Genomic DNA, 573 nt, shown 5'->3' with positions numbered 1-573 from the left:
GCGGAAAGCGAATGAGATCCTCAAAGCCGCGAGCGTGTTTTTCGCGAAGGAGCTCGACCGGCCCTGACCGAGATGATCCGCTTCATCGACGAATATCGAGAGCGGTTCGGGGTCGAGCTCATCTGCCGGACGCTGCGCCCGGCAGTGCAGGGTTTCATCACGTCCCGCGGGTATCGCGCCGCGAAGACCCGCGTCGTCTCCGCCCGGCAGCTGCGGGACGAGCTGCTGGTGCCCGAGGTCGCCCGGCTGSATGCGGAGAACTACGGCGTCTACGGGCGGCGGAAGATGCATGCCSTCCTGAAACGTCAGGGATGGGACATCGGCCGAGACCAGACCGAACGCCTCATGCGCCTCGCGGGAGTGCGTGGGGTTCGCAAGTCGAAGAAGGCGTTCACGACCAGGCCCGACAAGGCGCAATCCCTGCCGCGGGACCTCGTCCAACGACGGTTCCGCGCAGACGCGCCGCGCAGGCTCTGGGTCGCGGACATCACGTATGTGGCCACCTGGGCGGGGTTCGCGTATGTGGCGTTCGTCACCGACGTGTACTCGCGCAAGATCGTGGGCTGGAACGTC

1 pseudogene is annotated in these 573 nt (G+C 66.2%); it reads left to right on the top strand.

The annotated features are described in order from the left end of the window. Positions 1-573 (top strand): annotated as a pseudogene (locus B5M43_RS14950) (IS3 family transposase); the annotation flags it as partial.

The organism is Microbacterium sp. MEC084 (assembly GCF_004514465.2).
Classification (GTDB): Bacteria; Actinomycetota; Actinomycetes; order Actinomycetales; family Microbacteriaceae; genus Microbacterium.
This window is presented reverse-complemented; position numbering and strand designations above follow the sequence as displayed.